The 5,594-nt window shown below is 64.3% G+C and carries 7 protein-coding genes; 3 read left to right on the plus strand and 4 right to left on the minus strand.

What is annotated here, in order from left to right; translation table 11 throughout:
• Nucleotides 1–795, minus strand: a 795-nt coding sequence (hrcA, locus tag PHE40_RS10300; RefSeq protein WP_299961461.1) for a heat-inducible transcriptional repressor HrcA, incomplete at its 3' end; no start/stop codon positions are given.
• Between the two features lie 54 nt (nt 796–849).
• Between hrcA and rph the strand changes: the two genes are divergently transcribed.
• Complete coding sequence (gene rph / locus PHE40_RS10305) at nt 850–1,563, plus strand: ribonuclease PH (protein ID WP_299961463.1); 714 nt, start codon at nt 850–852, stop codon at nt 1,561–1,563.
• 43 nt (nt 1,564–1,606) lie between these two features.
• Here the strand turns inward: rph and PHE40_RS10310 are convergent, their stop codons facing one another.
• Both PHE40_RS10310 and pyk read right to left on the minus strand, forming a co-directional pair.
• Nucleotides 1,607–2,215: a hypothetical protein gene (locus PHE40_RS10310; RefSeq protein ID WP_299961465.1), complete on the minus strand. Its 609-nt coding sequence runs from the start codon at nt 2,213–2,215 to the stop codon at nt 1,607–1,609.
• 173 nt (nt 2,216–2,388) lie between these two features.
• A complete protein-coding gene (pyk, locus tag PHE40_RS10315; protein WP_299961467.1) occupies nt 2,389–3,813 on the minus strand; it encodes a pyruvate kinase in 1,425 nt (474 codons plus the stop codon).
• Nucleotides 3,814–3,918: 105 nt separating this feature from the next.
• Here pyk and PHE40_RS10320 point away from each other — a divergent pair, with 105 nt between their 5' ends.
• Together PHE40_RS10320 and PHE40_RS10325 are read left to right on the plus strand one after the other, a co-directional pair.
• On the plus strand, nt 3,919–4,059 hold the full coding sequence (locus tag PHE40_RS10320) for a hypothetical protein (protein ID WP_299961468.1): 141 nt from the start codon (nt 3,919–3,921) through the stop codon (nt 4,057–4,059).
• 53 nt (nt 4,060–4,112) lie between these two features.
• Nucleotides 4,113–4,373, plus strand: a complete 261-nt coding sequence (locus tag PHE40_RS10325; RefSeq protein ID WP_299961470.1) for a DUF2312 domain-containing protein — start codon at nt 4,113–4,115, stop codon at nt 4,371–4,373.
• Nucleotides 4,374–4,397: 24 nt separating this feature from the next.
• Here the strand turns inward: PHE40_RS10325 and PHE40_RS10330 are convergent.
• The coding region (locus tag PHE40_RS10330) for an APC family permease (RefSeq protein ID WP_299961472.1) at nt 4,398–5,594 on the minus strand (1,197 nt) is incomplete at its 5' end.

Here is a 5,594-nt window from a genome sequence, read left to right on the forward strand (position 1 = left end):
CTTCTCCAACTGGTCCACATCCGCCAGCAGCCGCCCTTGGCCGCGCAGAATCAGCGAGCCGGCGCGGCCCTCGCTCCCCCAGGTCGCCAGCCCGGCCTCGATCACCGCATTCGTCAACGCATCCAGCGCGCTCCGGTCCGCTGACAAATCCAGCGCCACCTGCTGGCGCAATTCGGCCAATGACAATCCGGAGAGCTGCGCGTTCAAATAATTGCTCGCCTGCTGCAAGGCTGATGGCGGAAGCCCCGGCGGCGTCTCGATAATCCGGTTCTCCACCTGCCCATCGGCCGAGACCAGCACCACCAGCGCGCGCCCCGGCGAGAGCGGCACAAACTCAATATGCTTAACTGGCCCCTCGCCCTTGGGCGCCAGCACCAGCCCCGCGGCGGCGGACAGCCCCGAGAGCATGCTGGAAGCCTGCGCCAGCGTCTCCTGCAAACTCCGGCCAGACTGCGCCAGCGCAACATTAATCGTGCTGCGCTCATCCTCGCTCAGCTCGCCAAATTGCAGCAGCCCGTCCACGAACAGCCGCAACCCCCGGTCGGTCGGCAGCCGCCCTGCCGAGGTGTGCGGCGCGAACAGCAGCCCCGCATCGGTCAGATCCGCCATCACATTGCGGATGGTCGCGGGCGAGAGATTAAGCGGCAGCAGGCGCGAGAGTGTGCGCGAGCCCACCGGCTCCCCGGTCTCCACATATTGCTCCACAATCTCGCGCAGCACCGCGGCCGAGCGCACATCCAGCCCCGGCGGAAGCCGTGGCGGCTGTTTCGGATTCAATTTGCTTCTATGGTCCATTTGTACAGCCTCGGCTAATAGCACGCCACAACCAAAGTACACAGGAGTTTAAGCATGCGGCCGTCGGGCAGAAAATTTGACCAGTTGCGCGAAGTCAGCATCGAGACCGGCTTTTCCCACCATGCTGAAGGTTCCGCGCTGATCCGCATGGGCCGCACCGAGGTGCTTTGCACCGCCAGCGTCGAGGGCAAGGTCCCCGGTTTCATGCGCGGCCAGGGGGAGGGCTGGGTGACGGCCGAATACGGCATGCTGCCGCGCGCCACCCACACCAGGGGAGACCGCGAAGCCGCGCGCGGCAAGCAGTCAGGCCGCACGCAGGAGATCCAGCGCCTCATCGGCCGCTCGCTCCGCGCCGTGGTGGACCGCAAGCTGATGGGCGAGTTCACCATCACGCTGGACTGCGACGTGCTGAACGCTGATGGCGGCACCCGCTGCGCTTCCATCACCGGCGCTTATGTCGCCCTTTGCCTGGCGGTGAAAAAACTGCGCGAGAAGAACGTGCTGAAGGTGAACCCCATCATCGGCCAGGTCGCGGCGGTCTCCTGCGGCATCTACCAGGGCGTGCCGGTGCTGGACCTTGACTATGTGGAGGATTCCGCCGCCGACGCCGACGCCAATTTCATCCTCACCGGGGCTGGCGGCATCATCGAAATCCAGGCCACCGCTGAAAAAGCGACGTTTGACGACGCCGCCTTCGCCGCCCTGCTCGCCCTGGCGCGCTCGGGCACGGCGGAGCTCTTTACCGCCCAGCAGGCAGCCTTGCGCTAAACCCGAGGCCGTCCGCAAGGAGCTGCGCGTCCTCAAACCGGCTTCAGGGCGCGCTTGCGCTCGCCGTGGAAGCCACAGTGGTCGGCCGTTCCGGTGCCTGGTTGGAGACGAAGGCGTCCAGATCCCGCGGCGTCCGCAGCGCCAGCACGGCCTTGAATTCCGCACCGTTGTTCAGGCAGAACAGCGAGCCTTGCGCCTGCGCGCTGATTGATTGGTTGTTGGCCAGCAGCGTCACGAAATCATCCTCGCGGCTTTGGCCCGCCCGGCCGGCCATCCGGCGGAAATACCCGTCCATGACATGCTGCGCCGCCAGGATATGCGGCTGGAACGTGGTCATGAACGTATCATACTGGCCCCTCTGGTCGCAGGAGAGCGCACCGACCATCAAGGCTGACTTCAACCCGATGATATTGAACGCCTGCTGGTAGGCATCCCACTGCGCCGGCGTGAATTTAATTCTGCGTGAGGTAACGGCCGGGATTTGCACAGCCGTTGGATAGACATGGCCAACCGGCGCCGGCGGCGGGGCCAACACGGCGACTGGCGTCTTTTTGCTGCAACTCGCCAAGGCCAGCATCGCCAGGCCGATCGCCACGCCCGTTTTGCCCATACCCCAGGCCGTCCGCGTTGAATGCAATGTCAGATCCTTCAAATTAACGTGTGAAAATCATTTTCAGCACATTAATACAGAGAAAGCCGCGCCCCGCCAAGGCGGAAGTCCGCCGGGGTTCGTGGTGCAACACATTCATATTCAACAATTTTTAGCGCCAGTGGGGAATTTGTAATGCAACGCTGCTGCCCCGGTTTCGCGGCCGCGTCATCACATCATACGCGCGCCACCCGCAGCGCATTCGTCGTCCCCGGCTGGCCGAACGGCACGCCCGCCACCACCACGATTTCCTCGCCTTTCCTGGCGAAACCTTCCCGCCGGGTGATTTTCACCGCCTGCGCCACCGCCTCGGTCATGGAATGCACCTGGCCCGTCATGGCGGCATGCACCCCCCACACCAGCGCCAGCCGCCGCGCCACCGGGGTTGTGGTGGTCAGCCCCAAAACTGGGCAACCCGGCTTCTCGCGCGCCACCCGCAATGCGGTGGAGCCGGACTCCGTCAGCGCCACGATCGCCTGTGCGCCGATGGTGTGCGCCACCTGCACCGCCGCCGCCGCAATCGCATCGGCGGAGGATTTTTCCGGCGCCGGCCGTTTCGCGTCTATCCCGCGCCGCCAGTCCTCATCACGCTCCACCCGCGCGATAATCCGGTCCATCATGTTCACCGCCTCGCGCGGATACTGCCCAGCGGCCGACTCGGCGGAGAGCATCACCGCATCCGCCCCGTCATACACGGCGGCCGCCACATCGGAGGCTTCCGCGCGCGTGGGCGCCGGGGCGGAGATCATGCTCTCCAGCATCTGCGTCGCCACCACCACGGGCATCCCCCGCTGCTGCGCCGCGCGGATAATCTGTTTCTGCGCAATGGGCACATCCTCGGGCGGCAGTTCCACGCCCAGATCGCCGCGCGCCACCATCACCGCATCCGCCTGGCGCAAAATTTCCTCCAGGTTTTCCAGCGCCTGTGGTTTTTCCAGCTTGGCCATCACCATCGCCCGCCCGGCCGCCAGCATTTTCGCCTGCATCACATCCTCGGGCCGCTGCACGAAGGAGAGCCCGATATAATCAATCCCCAGCGGCAGCACGAAGTTCAGATCCGCGATATCCTTCGCCGTCAGCGCCGGGATCGGCAGCACGACATCAGGAATATTCACCCCCTTGCGGTCGGAGAGTGTTCCGCTGTTCAGCACCTCGGTCAGCAGGTGGTCATCGCGCTTGCGCACCACGCGCAGCCGCAATTTGCCATCATCGAGCAGCAGCATCGAGCCGATTTCGGCCGCGCCCAGAATCTCCGGATGCGGCAGGCACACCCGCCGGGTATCGCCGGGGGCCGCATTCATATCCAGCGTGAACTGCTGCCCCGCCTGTAGGCTCACCCGCCCGGACTGGAACGGCCCCACGCGCAGCTTCGGCCCCTGCACATCCGCCAAAATCCCGATCGGGCGGCCGGATTTTTTTTCCAGCGCGCGGATCATCTCAATGCGCGCCGCATGGTCCGTATGGTGCCCGTGCGAAAAATTCAGCCGGAACACATCCGCCCCGGCGAGAAACAACTGCGCCAGCATCTCCGGGGTGGCGCTTGCCGGCCCCAGCGTGGCGATGATCTTGGTCCGGCGGTGGCGGCGCAGGCGATCGGTCATGCAAACCTCATAAAATAATTGCGGTATAGCAATTTAAACCGGTATTTCCAGGCGCGGACGATTAGGAACCATGTTTCACCCTACCACTATGCCAGGAGCCTCAGGATGAGCAAACCGGAGATTTCTCCAACCGTTACCGCGGCGCTGGAGGCCGCCGCCTTTCGCGCTCTGGTGACGTATTTACGCGCCAACCCGCAGGCCCAGTCGGCCTTTGCCGTCAGGCAGGAGGGTGGGGAAGGGCATTGACGCTGGGGGTTCTAACCCTCTATTCCCGCCCTCCCGATTGAGAAGGATACACCATGGCGCTTGATGCAACGGAAGACAAACCGACCAATGTGGCGGGCGAGCGCCTGCGCAGCATTGTGGAGCGGATCGAGCGGCTGGAAGAAGAGCGCAAGGCGCTCGGTTCGGACATCAAGGACATCTATTCCGAGGCGAAATCGGCCGGGTTCGATGTGAAGGTGCTGCGCCAGCTCATCCGCATCCGCAAACAGGAACCCGCCGAGATCGAGGAGCAGGAAACCCTGCTCGATGTCTACCGCCGCGCCATCGGCATGTGAGGCGCGGCCGTGCCCAGGGCGCGCTCAGGCCTTGGGCACGGTCAGGAATTTCAAGGCGTCGGTGCGCATGTAATTGGCTTTCGCCGCTTGCGGGTCGGGCAGGGCGCAGCGCATCGCCAGGGCGATAATCCCCAGGCTGAAAACGCTGATCACAACCGTGCCGCTCAGGTTTGAGAAAGTGCCGGTGCCGTGCGTCGGCCCGAGATAAGTGATCAGCCACAACCCGCCGAAATAAGGCGCCATCCACCAGGCGCCGCGCCATTCCAGATGGCGCAGCGTCCGCTGCACGGCAAACTGCTGCCCGCAATAAAGCACGAACATGAGCAGCAGGCCGCCCAGCAGATGGTTGGCCACGCCCGCCCCCGCCCAGAACACCACAAGATTCGCAACGATAAAGGCCATCGGCGCAAAAACTAGGGCCAGGCGAAGGCGGAAGGGGCGCTTATATTGCGCCTCGGGCAGGGTTTGGCGGAAGGCGAGCAAAACCACCGGGCCGATGCCGTAGGCGATGACGCTGATGGACGAGATATAGGTCACAAGCATCTGCCAGGAGGGCAGGGGCAGCAAAAACAGCAGCCCGGCAAAAAAGCTCAGCGCCAGGCTGGTCACCGGCACGCCATTGCCCGAAATCTGCGTGAAGAGCCGCGGCATGAACCCGGAGCCGGCGGTTGCATAGATCACCCGCGCCGCCGTGGTGTTGTAAATGACCCCGGTGCCCCCCGGCGAGATCGCGGCATCCGCATACAAGGTGAGAGCCAGCCAGGTCAGCCCCAGCCCGCTGGCCAGCCCGGCAAACGGCCCGGAAATCCCGGGAAAACTCAGTTTTGCCCAGCCGTTGGCGAGGCTGGCTGGCGTGAGCGCGCCGATGAACGCCAGCTCCAGCCCGCAATAGAGCAGAATGCACAGCAGGACCGACCCCACGACGGCAAAGGGCAGGCTGCGGCTGGGATTGGAGGTCTCGCCCGCCAGCTCGATCGCTTGACGGAAGCCCAGATAAGCAAACAGAACCCCCGATCCCGAAACCGCCGCCAGCACCCCGTTCATGCCGGTGGGGGCAAAGCCGAACTGGGTGAAATTGCGCACGCGAAAATGCACGAACATCAGCGCAACCACGGTCCCCGCCGGCACCAGCAGCTTCCACCAGGTAATCGCGTTATTGATCTTCAGCACGAGCCTGATCGCCAGCAGGTTGATCCAGAGGAACAGCACCATCAGCGCCGC

This window comes from Acidocella sp. (genome assembly GCF_028687955.1).
In the GTDB taxonomy this organism is placed as follows: domain Bacteria; phylum Pseudomonadota; class Alphaproteobacteria; order Acetobacterales; family Acetobacteraceae; genus Acidocella.